At 74.2% G+C, this 15,904-nt stretch carries 12 protein-coding genes; 8 read left to right on the top strand and 4 right to left on the bottom strand.

Annotated features, from left to right (window positions below):
* The first annotated feature begins 115 nt into the window (after nucleotides 1-115).
* From ABD331_RS44510 to ABD331_RS44490, 5 genes are all read left to right on the top strand, one after another.
* Entirely contained in the window at nucleotides 116-1,096 is a 981-nt protein-coding gene (locus tag ABD331_RS44510) for a patatin-like phospholipase family protein (RefSeq protein ID WP_344489290.1), read from the top strand.
* A gap of 33 nt (nucleotides 1,097-1,129) precedes the next feature.
* Entirely contained in the window at nucleotides 1,130-1,819 is a 690-nt protein-coding gene (locus tag ABD331_RS44505) for an SDR family NAD(P)-dependent oxidoreductase (RefSeq protein ID WP_344489287.1), read from the top strand.
* A complete protein-coding gene (locus ABD331_RS44500; protein WP_344489284.1) occupies nucleotides 1,816-2,394 on the top strand; it encodes a TetR/AcrR family transcriptional regulator in 579 nt (192 codons plus the stop codon). The genes ABD331_RS44505 and ABD331_RS44500 overlap by 4 nt, the downstream gene beginning before the upstream one ends.
* 132 nt (nucleotides 2,395-2,526) lie before the next feature.
* The gene (locus tag ABD331_RS44495; protein WP_344489281.1) at nucleotides 2,527-2,784 is read left to right on the top strand and encodes a hypothetical protein; all 258 of its coding nucleotides are present in this window, start codon (nucleotides 2,527-2,529) and stop codon (nucleotides 2,782-2,784) included.
* Between the two features lie 174 nt (nucleotides 2,785-2,958).
* Nucleotides 2,959-3,483 carry a hypothetical protein gene (locus tag ABD331_RS44490; protein WP_344489278.1) on the top strand — a complete coding sequence of 175 codons (525 nt, stop codon included), beginning with the start codon at nucleotides 2,959-2,961 and terminating at the stop codon, nucleotides 3,481-3,483.
* A gap of 39 nt (nucleotides 3,484-3,522) precedes the next feature.
* Here the strand turns inward: ABD331_RS44490 and ABD331_RS44485 are convergent, their stop codons facing one another.
* Entirely contained in the window at nucleotides 3,523-5,595 is a 2,073-nt protein-coding gene (locus ABD331_RS44485; RefSeq protein ID WP_344489275.1) for an MFS transporter, read from the bottom strand.
* A 296-nt stretch (nucleotides 5,596-5,891) separates the two neighbouring features.
* Between ABD331_RS44485 and rsgA the strand changes: the two genes are divergently transcribed.
* Nucleotides 5,892-6,974 carry a ribosome small subunit-dependent GTPase A gene (gene rsgA, locus ABD331_RS44480; protein WP_344489272.1) on the top strand — a complete coding sequence of 361 codons (1,083 nt, stop codon included), beginning with the start codon at nucleotides 5,892-5,894 and terminating at the stop codon, nucleotides 6,972-6,974.
* Nucleotides 6,971-7,504: a GNAT family N-acetyltransferase gene (locus ABD331_RS44475; protein ID WP_344489269.1), complete on the top strand. Its 534-nt coding sequence runs from the start codon at nucleotides 6,971-6,973 to the stop codon at nucleotides 7,502-7,504. The genes rsgA and ABD331_RS44475 overlap by 4 nt, the downstream gene beginning before the upstream one ends.
* Nucleotides 7,505-7,561: 57 nt before the next feature.
* Here the strand turns inward: ABD331_RS44475 and ABD331_RS44470 are convergent, their stop codons facing one another.
* From ABD331_RS44470 to ABD331_RS44460, 3 genes are read right to left on the bottom strand one after another with little or no spacing between them, the layout of a single operon-like run.
* The gene (locus ABD331_RS44470) at nucleotides 7,562-10,045 is read right to left on the bottom strand and encodes an NACHT domain-containing protein (protein WP_344489266.1); all 2,484 of its coding nucleotides are present in this window, start codon (nucleotides 10,043-10,045) and stop codon (nucleotides 7,562-7,564) included.
* Nucleotides 10,018-10,668, bottom strand: coding sequence for a hypothetical protein (locus ABD331_RS44465; RefSeq protein ID WP_344489263.1), 651 nt, complete (start codon nucleotides 10,666-10,668; stop codon nucleotides 10,018-10,020). Before ABD331_RS44465 ends, ABD331_RS44470 begins: the two co-directional genes overlap by 28 nt.
* Nucleotides 10,669-10,697: 29 nt before the next feature.
* A complete protein-coding gene (locus ABD331_RS44460) occupies nucleotides 10,698-14,153 on the bottom strand; it encodes an nSTAND1 domain-containing NTPase (protein WP_344489260.1) in 3,456 nt (1,151 codons plus the stop codon).
* Between the two features lie 191 nt (nucleotides 14,154-14,344).
* Here ABD331_RS44460 and ABD331_RS44455 point away from each other — a divergent pair, with 191 nt between their 5' ends.
* Nucleotides 14,345-15,862 (top strand): ATP-binding protein, encoded by a 1,518-nt coding sequence (locus ABD331_RS44455; RefSeq protein WP_344489257.1) that lies wholly within the window; start codon nucleotides 14,345-14,347, stop codon nucleotides 15,860-15,862.
* Nucleotides 15,863-15,904: the final 42 nt, after the last annotated feature.

The raw sequence follows: 15,904 nt of genomic DNA, 5'->3' as shown, positions 1-15,904 counted from the left end.
GCATTGTCGGTGTCCGCCGCTGTGCTGCGCACGCGCCACACCCCCACGCGAACGCGAACCACCCGCGGCGTAATCTGTCGTGGTCCCGTTGATCCCCCGCCTTGAGGAGCCCGTTGTGGAGGACGTCACAAGCCGACACCGGATACTGGCCGTACTCGCAAGCCGGGCCACCGAGGCGAGCCGCCCGGGGAAGAGGAACGACGGCCACCGGGTGGCGCTGGCGATCGAGGGCGGCGGGATGCGCGGCACCGTGTCGGCGGGCATGGCGCTGGCGATCCAGCAGCTCGGCCTGCTGCCGCTGTTCGACGCCGTCTACGGCGCCTCGGCCGGGGCGATCTCGGGTGCGTGGTTGCTGAGCACCCGCCCGGAGGGGCTGCGGGGCTGGACGGATCCGGTGTTCGCCAGGGCGTTGATCCGCCGCGGCAACGTGTTGCGCGCCCGTCCCGTGGTGGACGTGCGGGGCCTGATCGAGACGGTCTACGTCCGGGAGTTCCCGCTGGACTTCGCCTCGGTGCTGGCGGCCCCGATCGAGTTCCACCCGCTGGCCACGGACGTGCTGACGGGCGAGTCGGTGGATCTGCACGCGGCGCTGACCGACGAGCGTGCCCTGCGGCTGGCGCTGCGGGCGAGCGCCGCGTTGCCGATGCTGGCCGGCCCGCCGGTGGCGATCGGCGACCGGCTGCTGTACGACGCGGGGGTGGCCGAGTCGATCCCGTTCCGGCAGGCGCTGCGCGACGGCGCCACGCACGTGCTCGTGCTGCGTTCCCGCCGTTCGGTCGACAGGGCTTCCGCGCGTACGTCGCCGTCGCTTGGGGCGCGTCTCCTCACGGGCGTCGGCCTGCGCCGTCACACCCTGGCTCTGCGGACGGCGTTCCTGTCGCGGGACGCCCGGCTGGCGGCCGACGACCGGCTCCTGGACGAGCACGACCTGGACGGGCCGTCGCTGAGCGGCGGCCCGGCGGTCCTGTCGATCCGGCCGCCGGACACCTCGCCGGCGATCAGCCGCCTGGAGAGCGACGCGGCGCTGCTGCACACCGCCTTCGAGGTGGGTCACGCCGCCGCGACGGCGGTGCTGAAGGACGTTCCCGCCCATTGAAACTAGAGCAATTCTTTAGAAAGATGCTCTGCCATGGGCTCTGTGCTGGTGGTGACCGGCGGGAACCGCGGCATCGGGCGTGCGGTGTGCGAGCGGCTGGCGGATGACGGGCACCGGGTGCTGCTGGTGGCGCGTGACGCGGAGCGCGGGCGGCAGGCCGCGGCGGGCATCCGGGGGGACGTCGAGTTCGTGGCGGGTGATCTGGCCACGACCGCGTCGGTGCGGCGGCTGGCCGAGGAGCTGCGGGCCAGGTGCCCGCGGGTGGACGTGCTGGTGCACAACGCGGGCCTCTGGCCGGGCCGCCGCGTCCTGACGAGTGACGGGGTGGAGGAGTCGTTCGCGGTCAACCGCACGTCCGCCGGGGCGGACTTCTCGTCCTTGCGTACGTACGCGGACACGAAGCTGTGCAACCTGCTGACCGTGCCGCTGTTCGCCGAGCGGTGGCGGGAGGCGGGCGTCACGATCGACGCCGTGCACCCGGGCGTGATCCGCACCGGGCTCGGCGACCGCGGCGGGCCCGCCGGGTGGCTGCTCAAGGCCGTCAAGCGCAAGTGGGCGACGGTCGAGGAGGGCGCGGGGCCGGTGGTGGCGCTGGCAGGCGGCACCGGTACCGGACGTTACTTCGACCAACTCGAGGAGGTCCCCTTGCGGGGGCCCGCGCTGGACGGCGAGCTGGCGCGGCGCGTCTGGGACGAGGCCGAGGCGCTGACGGCGACCCGATGACCCGGCACAAGCGCAGCGAGGAGACGGTCACGAAGCTGCTCGACACCGCCCTCGCCATCTACCCTGACGATTTCACGCTCCGGGCCCTGACCACGCGCAGCGGCGTCAGCATGGGCAGCGTGTACCACCACTTCGGCAGCCTGGAGGGGCTGGCGGCCGCCCTCTACAGCCGGTGCATGGGCGCGCTGCTCGACACGCTGACGTCCGCCGTCGAGGACGCCGCCGACGCCCGCGACGGCGTGCGCCGCGCGGTGACCGCCTACCTGGGCTTCACGGCCGAACACCCCGACCAGGCCCGCTTCATCCACGCGGCGCCGTACGCGATCGACCTCGGCCCGTACGCCGAGCGCATCGCGGCCGGCAAGGCGCCGCGGCTGGAGCGGCTGAACGGCTGGATACTCGGGCACATGGACGGCGGCGCGGTCGCCCGGCTGCCCGTGGCGCAGGTGGAGATGCTGCTCGTCGGGCCGGTGGCCGAGGTGACCAGACGCTGGCTGGCCGGGGCGCCGGAGATCGACCTGGCAGAGGCGGCGCGGGTTCTGCCCGACCGCGTGTGGCGATCACTGCGCGCCTGATTATTCAGGCCTCGTGCATTGATCGGGACGATGTCGAGCACAAACAATTGTCGCCGAGCCGGTACTTCTACATAGAGCGGAATTAACCGCCTTCCTATCGTGAGAATCAATCTCACGGGAAAGGAAGGAATCATGCGGAAGCTTCTCGCAGGCGGCGTGCTGGCTGCCTCGTTGGCCCTTAGCGGTCTCGCCACCGCGGCTCCTGCCCAGGCCAGCGTGGCCACGGACGCCACCACGGCCAGCGCGTCCATGAAGTGCCCGAGCGGCTACTACTGGCACAAGCACTGGTACAAGAAGTACTACAAGCCGGGCCACTGGTGGAAGGGGCACTACCACAAGAAGGGCCACTACCACTACTACTACAAGTGGCACTGCCACAAGAAGCACTGATCACTGAAAGGGCCCGCCGGCATTCCCGCCGGCGGGCTTTTTCGCGTTCATGAAAAACCAAGGATCGTGGGAGGCCACTCTCAGAATCGGTCAGCAGAGTGTCTGGCGTGGGGCCGCCTCGGGGGCTGAACGAAGAGATTCGGCCAGGTCGGTCCCGGATTGGAAGGTCGTATCATGCGCTTCTCCAAGCCCCTCGTCGTGACCCTCGCCAGTGTGGCCCTGCTCACCGCGCCCCTGTCGGGGGCGGCGCTCGCCGACTCCGCCAAGCCGCAGCCTGCGGCGACGGCCCAGGCGCCGCAGCCGGGCGACCGCTCGACGCAGCTCACGGACCGCAAGAGCGGCAAGCAGGACGTCCGGAAGCAGGATGACCGGAACTCCAAGGCGCGGGCCGAAAGCAAGAAGCGGAAGAGCGACGTCGCGGGGATCGCCGCCTCGAAGGTCGCCAAGGTTTCCGCGTCCGTCTCGCCGGGGCGGGTGCGGGCCGGGGCATCATACACGGTGAGCATCGTCGCCAGCGGCGGCTCCTCGGCGACGGTGACCAGCCCTGAGGGGAAGAGCTACCGGGTGTCGCTGTCCGGTGGGCGTGGCTCCAAGACGCTGAGTGTGCCGGCCGGTGCCAAGGCCGGGAGCAAGACGGTGACCGTGAAGGTGGGCAACAAGGTGGACACCGCTTCGTTCACCGTGGTCCGTGGCAAGTAGGTGAGATGGGCTGGGCCGGGGGCTCCCGGCCCAGCCCTGTCAGGACGTGCGGTCGTCGGCCAGGTGCTGGACCCAGGTGGACAGGCCCTGCATGAGGACGTCGAGCTCCTTGCGCAGGGCCTCGTTCTCCTCGCGCAGCTCGATGTTCTCCTCGCGCAGTGCGGTGTTGTCGGCGCGCAGCTCGGCGTTCTGCATGCGGAGCGCGGTGAGCTGCGGGTCCGGGACGGCGGGGTGAGGGTCCGGGACGGCGGGGTGGGGGTTGGGGAGCTGGGCGCGCGGGATGGTGGTCTCGGCTTCGGGCGCGGGGGGTGCGGGGGGTGCGGGGTGCGGGTGCTGGTCCTCCGTGCGGCTGTCCCAGGCGGGGGTGGACGGGCGGAACGCGTCCCGCCACGGCCCCAGCTCCTCGTGCCCGATCCGGACGGGAGCAGGCGGCCAGACCTGCGTCACAGGCGGCTCCTCAGGCGGCACTGACATGGTGGGCGACTCGGGGGTGGGCGGCCAGGCGGGCGTGTTCGAGGACGCCGCTGCCACGACGGCCGGGACCAGCACCGGCGCGGGCCCAGTGGCGGGCCCAGTGACGGGCCCAGTGACGGGCCCAGTGACGGGCGCAGTGGCGGGCTCGGCGGCAGGCCTCGCGGCGGGCCCAATCGCGGGCCCAATTGCGGGCCCCAGCGCGGGCTCGGGGGCGGGCTCGGGGGCGGGTTCCATCGCGGGCTCGGGCGCGCGCCTCTGCTTGGGGAGGGTGAGTGTCACCAGGGCCGCCACCACGGCAACCCCGCACCCCACCAGCAACGCCGTCCGGAACCCCCACTCCGACGGCACCGCCCGCCCGCCCAGCGTCACCGTCATCTGCGACAGAACCACACCCACCACAGCCGCCGAGACAGAAGTCCCGATGGACCGCATCAACGTGTTGAAGCTGTTGGCCGAAGCGGTCTCGCTCTGCGGCACAGCCCCCATGATGAGCGCGGGCATGGCCCCGTACGCCAGCCCGACCCCGATGTTGCCGATGCTGCTGGCCACCATGAGCCCCCAGGCCCACCCCATCAGCCCGAACGCGGCCCCGTACCCCAGAGCGATGATCAGCGCGCCGACGAACAGGCTCGTCCTGGCCCCCCGGGCGGCCGAGAGGCGGGCGCCCAGGGAGGAGACGGCCATCATCATCAGCCCCGACGGCGCCAGCCACAGCCCCGCCGCGAGCATCGACTGGCCGAGGCCGTAGCCGGTGGCCTCGGGTAGCTGGAGGACCTGGATGACGACGAGCGACTGCGCGTACATGGCGAAGCCGACGAGGACGGAGGCGAGGTTGGTGAGCAGGACCTGGGGGCGGGCGGTGGTGCGCAGGTCCACCAGCGGGTCGCGGGCGCGCAGTTGCCACAGGCCCCACAGCAGTGCCACGACGACGGCCGCGCCGAGCAGCCCGAGGGTGGTGCCGCTCCCCCAGCCCCAGTCGGCGCCCTTGGAGACGCCCAGCAGCAGGCAGACGAGGACGATGCCGAGGCCGATGGCGCCGAGGATGTCGAGGCGGCCGTGGCCGCGGGCGGGGGTGGCGGGGACGAGCAGCCAGATGAGCACGGCGACCAGGACGCTGAGGACGCCGGAGCCCCAGAAGAGCATCCGCCAGTCGGCGTACTCGGCGACGGCCGCGGAGATCGGCAGGCCGAGTGCGCCGCCGATGCCCATGGACGAGCTCATCAGCGCGATGGCCGAGCCGACGCGTTGCGGGGGCAGGAGGTCGCGCAGCGCGCTGACGCCGAGGGGGATCATGCCGACGCCCAGCCCTTGGAGGCCGCGGCCGGCGATCATCGGGATCAGCGATCCGGCGAGGGCGCACACCACCGATCCGGCGATCAGCGGCACGGAGCAGGCGAGCATCATGCGGCGCTTGCCGTACAGGTCGCCGAGTTTGCCGACGACCGGGGTGGCGACGGCGCCGACCAGCAGAGTGGCGGTGATCACCCAGGAGGTGTCGGCCGCACTGGCGTGGAGCAGCCGGGGCAGCTCGCCGACCAGCGGCACCACCAGGGTCTGCATGAGGGAGCCGACGATGCCGGCGACGGCGAGCACGCTGACGATGCCGCCGCCAGAGCGCGAGGTAGGCGCGGAGTGCACGTTATGTCCCCTTATTGCCCGTTAAGTCCGTTTGGACTATACAAGCGTGTGCAGAGTGCACATCCCTGGGGTTGCCGATGGCGTGCTAGGCTGCCGCTCGTTCGGTGTTGGATCTCGGATGAGAGGGAGGTGAGGTTTGATGACCGCGGTGAAGACCGCTGCCCTGTGCAGCGCCCGGACATTCCTCACGTCCCGGGCCCCGGTCTGACCCTTCTCCCCTCCTCGCGGTAGCCCCTCAAGGGCGCGAGGCTGGTGGCCGCGTCTCGTCGGGGCCCCTTCCCGCAAGGTGTCTCACGTTGTCCGACCATTTCACGCGTCCTTCCGACGCCGGGCTGTCCCGGTACGGCTGGACGGAATCACTCGACCACGCCTTCGCAGAACACCGCGACGCCGGGCTCGTACCGGCCCGGATCGCCCGGGTCGATCGCGGCCTGTGCGACGCGATCACCGGGACGGGCCCGGTGCGGGCCGCGCTCGCGGTGCCGCACGCGTCCGACCCGATCTCGATGCCCTGCGCGGGCGACTGGGCGGCGCTGTGCCCCGGCCGCGAGCCGCGGCTGGTGGCGCTGCTGCCCCGGCACAGCACGATCGTGCGCTCGTCGGCGTCGCGCACCTCCCACGGGCAGGTGCTCGCCGCCAACGTCGACACCGTCGTCATCGCCGTCTCCCTGGCCGCTCCGCTCGACCCGGCCCGGCTGGAGCGGCTGCTGGCCATCGCCTGGGAGAGCGGCGCCCAGCCGCTCATCGTCCTGACCAAGGCCGACCTGGCGACCGACGCCGACGCCGTACGAGAGGAGGCGGGCGAGCTGGCGCCGGGCGTGGACGTCCTGGTCACCAGCGTCACCACCGGCCAGAACGTCGACGTCCTGACGGCGCTGCTGGGCGGCACCACCGTCCTGCTCGGGTCCTCGGGCGCGGGCAAGTCCAGCCTCGGCAACGCGCTGCTCGGGGACGAGCGGCTGGCCACCGGCGAGGTACGCGCCCAGGACGGCAAGGGCCGCCACACCACCGTCCGGCGCGAGCTGGTGCCCCTGCCCGGCGGGGGCGTGCTCATCGACACGCCCGGGTTGCGCGGCATCAGCCTGTACGACGCCGGCGACGGCCTGGAGCAGGTCTTCGCCGAGATCGAGGACCTGGCAGGGCGGTGCCGGTTCGGCGACTGCGCGCACGACACCGAGCCGGGCTGCGCCGTCCAGGCCGCCATCCAGGCGGGCGAGCTGCCCGAACGCCGCCTCGCCAGCTACCGCAAGCTGCTGCGCGAGAACGCGTGGGCGGCGGCGCGCACGGACGCCCGGGTGCGCGGCGAGCGCACCGAACACCAGAAGGCCATCACGCGCCACCTGCGCGCGACCTACCGATTCAGGGACAGGCAATCATGACGACCAGCACCGACACCGGCACCGGCACCTGGATCACCCGTCCTGAGACCCTGGCCGACCTCGCCGCCATCCGCGAGGTCAACCTGGCGGCCTTCCCCACCCCGCTGGAGGCCGACCTGGTCGAGGCGCTGCGTGCCGACCCGGCGGCGTGGCTGCCCGGCATGTCGTGGGTGGCGCAGCGGCCCGGCGGCCCGATCGCCGGGTTCGCGCTGTTCACGCGGTGCCACGTGGACGGGGCTCCGGCTCTCGCGCTGGGGCCGTGCGCCGTCCTCCCTGCGGCGCAGCGGCACGGGGCCGGTTCGGCGGCCATCCGCGCCGGGCTGGAGGAGGCCAGGCGGCAGGGCGAGAACCTCGTCCTGGTGCTCGGGCACGCCACCTACTATCCGCGCTTCGGGTTCGTGCCGGCCTCGCGGTACGGGATCCGGGCGCCGTTCGAGGTCGAGGACCCGTACATGATGGCCCTCGTCTTCGACGACACGCGGCCGGTGCCGTCGGGCACCATCCGCTACCCGGCGGCGTTCGGGGTCTGAAAGCGTCTGAAAGCGACTGACCCGTGAGGTGAGGGCGCCCTGCCCGGCAGGGCGCCCTCACCGCTCGTCGCGGAGGTCCTGCGGGCCGGAGGTGAGGAAGTCCTGCAGCTCGCGGTGCCGGAACTGGTAGGTGGCGCCGCTGACGCGCAGCAGCCGCGCCTCGCACGCCCAGTCGAGGAACGTCCACAGCCGCAGCGGCAGCAGCCCGCGCGTGGCGGCGACCGCCAGGCCGATCATGGTGCGGGTCCAGGCGACGGCGCCGAAGGCCAGGCCGAAGCTGACGCCGCCGATGAGCGCGCAGACCAGCGACTCCAGTACGTCCTGGTTCATCACGAACACCAGGAAGGCGGCGACCCCGCCGGTGAGGCCGAACGCCAGCCCGATCGTCGGGTTGCGGTGCAGCGCCTCGCGCGGGTGGGCCAGCTCGGCGTCCATGCTCCACCCGCCGGTGGCGATCCTGAAGGCGATCCCGAGCGCGACGGCCAGGACGAACGCCGCGCTCACCCCCGCGACCAGCTCGACGGGGCCGGCGTGCGCCAGCCGCAGCGGCGCCAGCCCGGTGAGGGCGCCGCAGAGCCCGAAGCCGAGCAGCGTGACGGGCTCGGCGCGGACCGCCTCGGAGACGGTCATGCGCTCGGCGCCGACGCGGCCTGCGGCGGTGAGCCCGATGACCGCGCCGAGCGTCAGCCCGCCCGTCCCGCCCGCGACGACGGCGAAGCCGGGCCCGAAGATCCGGCCCCCGGTCATGGCGAGCCCGGCCAGGCCGCCGAGCACCCCCACGGGGACGCCCGCCATCGCGCCGAGCAGCGCGCCCGCCAGCCGCCGCCGGGACGGGACGTTGGCCCGCCCGCCGGCCGCCGACGGCCACGACGACAGTGACAGGCCGGTCGCGATGCCCACCCAGGACGCCATGAGCGCCAGGGTCAGCATCTGCTCGGGGTGCAGCCCTGGGCCGAGGTCGCCGGGGCCGTCGACCGCGGAGCCCGTCCAGAAGGCCAGCATGGCGGTGATCGCCAGGAGCACGCAGCACAGGCAGTGCAGCGCCCGCACCAGCCGCCACCCGCCGACCGGCCACAGCAGGTGGGGGACGAGGTCGATGGCCGTCAGGCCGGGCGGCGGGCGTTCCGTCCCGCTGGTGCGGGCGGCCTGCCACCGCAGGTGGGCCGCCAGGTGCACGAGCCAGGCACGCACCTGGTCCGGCTGGTACGGGGTGCCGTGGGCGGCGCGCGGCGCCAGGCGGGTCGCGGCCGGGACGTAGGCCTCCAGCAGCCGCCGGGCGATCCGCTCCGCCCCGTCGTGCGGGTCGGCGTCCGGGTCCGCGCGCAGCAGCTCGGCCGGGTCCGAGCCGGACTCCACGGCGGTGACGGTCAGCAGCAGCCGCCACGGCGTGGCGAGCGCGGCGTGCACGGCCTTGCCCGCCGGGCCCGACAGCGCCGCGCGGATCGTGTCGCGGTGGACGGCGCGGGGGTGGCCGTCCGGCCAGCGGGCGCGCAGGTACGCGGCGATCTGGTCGTTGGTCAGGTCGTGCAGGTGGATCAGGGCGGCGTTGCCGAGCCCCGCCCCGGCGTCGCGCAGCTCGGCGTGGCGGTCGGCCCGGCAGGTCACGACGACGGCGCCGGGGCGGCGTCCGGACAGGTCGCTGTAGCGGTTGAGCTCCTCCAGCAGGCCGATCGCGCGGCGCGGGGCGCCGGGCGACGGGTCGGGGTCCAGCTCGTCGAGCCCATCCATCACCGGGAGGACGCGGCGGTCGCGCACCAGGCGCCGCGCGTCCCGGGACGGGAGCCCGTAGTCCTGGACGAGCTGGTCGGCGAGCCACGCCTCGAAAGGGCTGCCCAGGGTCCATCTGGCCGCGTTGAGCCGGACCGGGACCAGGCGCGGGCGCCCGGGGGGTTCGAGGAGTTGCAGGACCAGCTCGATGGCGAGGACCGTCTTGCCCGCGCCCGACTCGCCGACGACCATCAGGCGCTGGGGGCGCAGGGCGCCGAAGAAGCGGCCGATCGCCTGAAGGTCGTCCCCGTCCTGTCCGAAGGACACGGGCGCGATGTCGTAGCCGCCGAGCAGCCCCTTGCGCGCCCTGTCCTCCTCGCGGACCACCCGCCGGACCAGCAGCTCGATCGCGGGGTCCGGGTCGTGGCGGGCGGTCTCCTCCTCCCCTGCGCCGGGCGGGGGCGCGGCGGGCGCGGCCAGGCTCGTCCGCGCCGCCCGCCACCGCTCCAGCTCCCCGGGGATCAGCTCCGCCGGGTGGTCGCAGGACCGCAGGCAGGCCGTCACGAACGCCCTGACGAACTCCCACCTCGGCAGCCGGTCGCTCTGCCGCAGCACGTGCGAGGTGGTGCTCTTCGGCAGCGCGTCCACCATGGTCCCGTCCGAGGCGGCCACCTGCCCGCCGAGGGCTCGCAGCCTGCTCAGGGACGGATCCCCCGCCCACTGCCGCAGCCCGGCCAGCGCCTCGACGAACTCGGCCGCGTCACCGGCCTCCTCGGGGCCCGGCGGGCGGGAACGCTCCGCGTCCGTCACCGGCCCGCCCTCACCAGCGCCCACGTGAACCTCCCCCGGGCGCGCCGCAGCCGGCCTCCCCGGAGGCACACGCCCTCCAGCGTCTGCACATGGCGGGACTCCATCAGGAAGTTGCGCGCCTCGTCGGCCTCGACCAGCTCCCTGCCGACCGCGATGGGCACAAACCCGTGCCGGGGGATGTAGACCCACCGGCCCCGGTCCCAGTCGTAGGGGTCGAACCAGCGGTGCCGCACCGTGCCGGACACCCGCACCTCCCGCCCGTCCCTGGTCAGCACGAACGAGCCCTGCGAGCGCAGCAGGCTCATCCGGCTCACGTAGAACAGCTCGGTGCCGATGAACGCGTTGATCCGCGCGTCCCAGTGGTCGTGCAGCCAGGCCGAGTCGTGGTCGTCCAGCAGCGCGGCGCGCCGGGCGAGCTGCCGTTCGAAGCGGCGCTGGTTCTTGCGCTCGGCCTTCCTGATCACCTTGAACGAGCGCAGCCAGCGCGGCGACATCGTCCTGGACGCGCCGGCGCCGTCCATGAAGTGCTCCAGGAAGTCGGAGGCGATCGGGTGGTAGTCGCGGCCGCCATCGACGATCGAGCGGAACAGGCCGACCAGCTCCGGGACCGGCCTGCCCGTCCGGCGCCGTAGGCCTCGCAGGAACATGCTGGCTCTCCCCGTGGTGAGGTCGAGGGTCACGGACACGTCGGGCGGTACTCCTCCTGCTTGATGAGGCTCTCCCATTCCTGGCGGGTGAGTGAGCGGCCCGCGTTGGCGCAGGCGGCGCCCACGAGGTCGGCAGGCGTGCCGGCGTTCCACAGCCGGGCGGTGCCGTCGCCGGCCACGGTGGCGACGGCGGCGCCGTCGCGCTGGTAGGCGATCGCGTTCACCCCGCTGGTGTGGCCGGTCATCGGGGTGCCGAGCGGCCGGTAGGTGCGCAGGTCCCACAGCAGCACGTCGCCGCGCGCGGTGCCGGTGGCGAGGATCTCGCCGTCCGGGCTGAAGGCCAGCGCGGTGGACGCGTCGTCCTTCGCGATCAGGGCGACGCCGGCCGGGCGGTGGTTCGGCACGTCCCACAGCCGCACGGCGTCGTCGTCGGCGGTGAACGCGAGCGTCCGCCCGTCCGGGCTGAAGGCCAGGTCGTTGACGAGCCCGCCGGCCACGGCGGACGGGGTGCCCGCCGACTGGCGGCCGGTGGCCACGTCGAACAGCCGCACCCGCGCGTCGAAGCCCGCGCTGGCCACGAGGCGGCCGTCGGGGCTGATCGCCATCCCCGTGATGACGTCGGTGTGGTCGGCGAGCACGATGTGCGGCCCGAACCTGCGGCGGGCCGCGACGTCCCAGAACACGATGCCCTTCTCGTGCTGCACGGCGACGAACCTGCCGTCCGGGCTGAGCTCGGACACCCCCGACAGGGCGGCGTCGTGCGCCAGCACGCGGCGGCCCGCGACGTCCCACAGCCACAGGCCTTCGAGGCTGGACGACAGGAGGGTGCGCCCGTCGGGCAGGAACGCGAGCTGGGCCACGCCCCGGCGGGCGCCCTCGGGGGTGAGCGGGGGGCCGAGTGGCCGCTGGGTGGCCACGTCCCAGAGCTGGACGCCGGGGCCGCCGGGGACTCCGGTGGCCAGGACGCGGCCGTCGCGGCTGAGCGCGACGGCGGACTCGGCGCGCATCGGCCGGCCGATCTGCAGGTGGGTGCGCGGGTCGGCGAGCCGGATCACGCCGTCGTCGCCGGCGGCGGCCAGCAGGTTCCCGTCCGGGCTGAACGCGACCTGCTCGACGGCCATGCGGTTGTCGGCCAGGGCGACCACCTGCTGCCTGCTGGCGGTGTCCCACAGGACGGTGCGGCCGGTGCGGCCGGCGGTGGCGATGCGGGTGCCGTCGGGGCTGAAGGCGACGCTGTTGAAGCCGGTGTTCCTGTCCCTGATGACGGCGGTCTGCTTGCCCGTGGGCATGCTCCACAGGCGCAGGGTGTTGTCGTGGCTCAGGGTCGTCAGCGTGCCGCCGTCCGGGCTGAGCGCCAGGTCGAGGACGGTCTCCCGCTGCGCGGCGATCGGGGCGCCGCGCGGGCGGGACGTGGCCGTGTCCCACAGCCGCACGGCCTTGCCGGCGGCGACGGCCAGGGTGCCGCCGTCCCGGGTGAACAGCACGTCGTTGACGATGCTCCGCAAGTTCCTGTCGTGGTCGGGGCGGCCCATGGCGGGGCCGCGGGGGCGGCGGGTGGCCGTGTCCCACTGCCGGACGACGCCTCTGAAGTCGCCGGTCACGATGGTCCTGCCGTCCGGGGCGTACGCGAGCGCCGACACGACGTTCTCGTGCTTCAGCGGGGCGCCCACCTCGCGGCGGCTGGCCACGTCGTAGAAGCGGACGGTGCTCAGGCACGCCGTGGCCAGCGTGCGGCCGTCGGGGCTCAGGGCCAGCTCGACGCCCGAGCAGTCGAAGCGCGCGCGGGTGATCGGGGCGCCGAGCTGCCGCCGCGTCGCCGCGTCCCACAGGCGCGCCGTCCCGTCGTCGCCGCCCGTCACCACCGTCGAGCCGTCGGCGCTGAACGCCAGCGCCATGACGCCCCTGGTGTGCCCGGTGAGGCTGCCCCGTCCCGTACGGGTGGCCGCCGACAGCACCCGGTTGCGGGCCTCGTCCGTCTCCGCGATCTTCCAGGCCGCCACGGCCAGCAGCGACGACAGCGGCACGTCCCCGGTGACCTCGCTCTGCGCGGCGAGCTGGCGGGAGGTCGCCAGCCTGCGCTGCTGGCCGGCCTCGCCGGCCGCGTTGACGGCGGCGACGGCGCCGATGACGGCCACCACCGAGAGCACCGCCAGGCCGGAGACGGCGAGCCTGCGGCGGCGGCCGGCCCGCCTGGCCTCCCTGACGGAGGCCGCCAGGAAGGCCTCCGCGGTGGGGCCGGGCGGCGGGAAGCTGTCGGGGTCGCGGTCCCAGCGGGGGCGGCTGTCCTGGACGGCGAGCAGGCGGGCCCCCCGGTAGAGGAATGCCTGGTCGCGGTGGTTGTCGGACCACTGGGCGGCGGCGTCGAGCAGCCGGTCGTAGACGGACTGGGCGGCCAGGTCCGGTTCGAGCCACTGGCGCAGGGTGGGCCAGGCGGTCAGCAGGGCGTCGTGGGCGATCTCGACGGTGTCCTCGTGCAGGGTGAGCAGGCGCCGGTCGGCGAACGCGGACAGCAGCTCCTCCGACGGGGCGGAGGCCGCGGCGTGGATCTCCGTCAGGCGTGCGCCGCGCCGCGCCACCTGGCCGCCCGCCGTGATCAGGGTCAGCCTGCGGAAGATCCGCAGCGCGGCCTTGCGGTCCTGCGGCGACAGCCGGTCGAGCACCTCGTCGGCCGTGCGCCGCACCGAGTCGCGCACCCGGCCCGACTCCTCGTACCCGTGGACGGTGAGCATCCCGTCCACCCGCCGCTCCCACGTGTTGCGCAGCGCCTGGGAAAGCAGCGGCAGGGCGCCCGCCTGGAACCGGCCGCCCGCGTCCCTTCCCGCGCGCAGCTCGTCCAGGATGATCTCCACCAGGCCCGGCTCCAGGGTGAGCCCGGCAGCGGCGGCCGGCCCGGTGATGGCCAGCCGCAGGTCCGGCTCCGTCATCGGCTCGACGATCACCTGGCCGTCCTGGATGGCCTCGGCGAACTGCGGGTAGGCGGCGCAGCGGTCCCAGTAGTCCGCGCGCACCCCGATCACCACCGCGGCGCCGTCCGGGCCGTCGGCCAGCGCGTGCAGGGCCGCCACGAACGCCTGCCGCTCCCGCTCGCCGGGCACCAGCGTGAACAGCTCCTCGAACTGGTCGACCACCAGCAGCACCCGCTCGCCCGGCCGTCGCGGATCGTTCCCGTCCAGCGCCTGGGTGAGTGCGCGCGACGGGTCCGCCGTGGGGGTGATGAGCAGGCAGCGCCACTCCCGCGCCCCCGTCAGCGTCCCCCTGGCCACCTCGGGGAGCAGGCCGGCGCGTAACAGCGACGACTTGCCGACGCCGGAGGCGCCCGAGACGAGCAGGATCGAGCCGTGCCCGGTCAGGCGCTTGGCCAGGCGGTCGAGCAGGTCGCGCGAGGCGCGCGTGCGGCCGAAGAACAGCTCGGCCTCGCCCGTCTCGAACGGCGCCAGGCCTTGGTAGGGGCACACCTCGTCCGGATGGTCCCCCCGATCGCCCATGGCGGTCATTCTGACAAACGCGGCTTTCCCCATCAAACGAGTACCGTCCGATTTCGTCCAATGTCGTCCCGTCAGTGGCTGGAACGGCGCGAACGCGGTTCTGATGGACCTTGCTGTTCAGTTGATCGGGAGGGGACCGGCTTCGCGGGGGCGGGCCGGAGATCCTCAACGGGGGATGTCGGGGAGACACATTGCACTCAGCACGATCTGCCGTGCTCGGCACCGGGCGGAGCGCCGTCGGGGGCGCAGTCGGGGGCGGCCTCGGGGGCGCGGGCGGCGTCGGGGGCGCGGTCGCGAGCGGCGTCGGGGGCGCGGGCGGCGGGGCAGGTGCGACCGCGGGCGCGGGGGCGGGGGCGGAGTCGTCGTCGGGGGCGTTGCTGCGGGGGTGGCGTCAGCGGGCGTTGCTGACGCAGGAGCAGCTCGCCGAGCGGGCGGGGCTGAACGTCAGGACCGTGCGGAGGCTGGAGAGCGGCGGGCTCTGGCAGCCCCGTACCACGTCGGTCCTGCTTCTGGCGCAGGCGCTGGAGCTGGACGGGGAGGAGCGGGCGCTGCTGGCCTCCGTCGCGCGCGGTGTGACGGCCGCCGCCGGGAACGGCGAGCGGGCCGGGGAAGGTCCGCCGTGTGCGGCGGCGATCGTCCCCCGCCAGTTGCCCGCCGACGTCACGGCACTGGTCGGCCGGGGGCGCGAGCTGGCGATCCTGGAGGGGGACGGCGCGGGCACGGCCGCGATGGACGGCATGGCGCGGGTCGGCGGGACGACCATGATGGACGGTCTGGCCGGGATCGGCAGGACGACCATGATGGACGGTCTGGCCGGGATCGGCAGGACGGCGACCGTGGACGGCATGGCGGGGGTCGGCAAGACGGCGCTGGCCGTGCACGCCGCCCACCGGCTCGCGCACCGCTTCCCCGACGGGCAGCTCTTCGTGGACCTGCGCGGCCACTCCCCCGGCGCGGCCCCGGTCGAGCCGGGCGAGGCGCTGGCCCGCATGCTGCGCGCGCTCGGCGTCCCCTGCGACAGGATCCCCTGCCACCTCGACGACCGCACCGCGCTGTACCGGAGCGTGCTGGCCGAGCGCCGGGTCCTCGTCGTGCTGGACGACGCCGCCGACGACCACCAGGTGCACCCGCTGCTGCCCGCCGGGCCCGGCTGCCGGGTGATCGTCACCAGCCGGCGGCGGCTGAGCTGCCTGGGAGAGAGCCTGTCGCTGGACGTGCCGCCGGTGGCGGAGGCGGTGGCGCTGTTCATCAGGACGGCGGGGGTGGGGCGGGTGGCGGACGTGCCGCTGGACGTCCTGCGCGAGGTCGTCGAGCGGTGCGGGCGGCTGCCGCTGGCCGTGTGCGTGGCGGGGGCGCGGCTGCGGGCGCATGCCACCTGGAGCGCCCGGCAGCTGCTCGACCTGCTGGCGGTCGACCGGCTGGGCGAGCTGCGGGCCGGACGGCACGACGTGGCCGCCGCCCTGGACCTGTCCTACGCGGGGCTGGCTGCCGGGGAGCGGCGCGCGTACCGGATGCTGGGCGCTTTCGGGGCCGTCTTCGACGTCCATGAGGCCGCCGCCTCGCTGGGGACCACCGCCGCGCGTGCGGCGCGGCTGCTGGAGGGGCTCCTGGACGTGCACCTCCTGCGCGAGATCGCACCCGGCCGCTACCAACCCCACGACCTGGTACGCGACCACGCCGCCCGGACCTCGGCGGCGGGCGAGAGGTGACCGCTCAGGCCGCCGGAGGAGTGCGGCGGGCGGCAGGTGACC

It is taken from the genome of Nonomuraea monospora, assembly GCF_039531895.1.
In the GTDB taxonomy this organism is placed as follows: Bacteria; Actinomycetota; Actinomycetes; order Streptosporangiales; family Streptosporangiaceae; genus Nonomuraea; species Nonomuraea monospora.
Note: the sequence above shows the minus strand (reverse complement) of the source record. Positions and strands in the feature narration are given on the sequence as shown.